Below are 276 nucleotides of genomic sequence, written 5' to 3' on the forward strand. Positions count from 1 at the left end.
GTCCGCAGTAACTTTAACCCTGACCAATAACTCTGTCATTGTGACTGGTATCGGTACTTCATTTGCAACGGAACTGGCCGCCGGCGATTTTATCGTTGTTACGGTCGGCGGAGTGCCATATACCCTGCCTGTTATATCAGTGGAAAGCGATACCGAATTAGCGCTGGTCAGCGTATACACAGGACCGACACAATCCGGCTCCGCATGGTCGGCGGTTCCACGCGTGGCGTTGAACATGGTGACTGCCGCGCTGGTTGCACAAAGTGCAGAAGCGCT

Annotated in this window: 1 pseudogene; it reads left to right on the forward strand. The window is 54.0% G+C overall.

What is annotated here, in order from left to right:
- Nucleotides 1-276: pseudogene (locus APU02_RS26775) on the forward strand (hypothetical protein); the annotation flags it as partial.

It is taken from the genome of Citrobacter sp. 50677481 (genome assembly GCF_001463265.1).
GTDB lineage: Bacteria > Pseudomonadota > Gammaproteobacteria > Enterobacterales > Enterobacteriaceae > Citrobacter_A > Citrobacter_A sedlakii.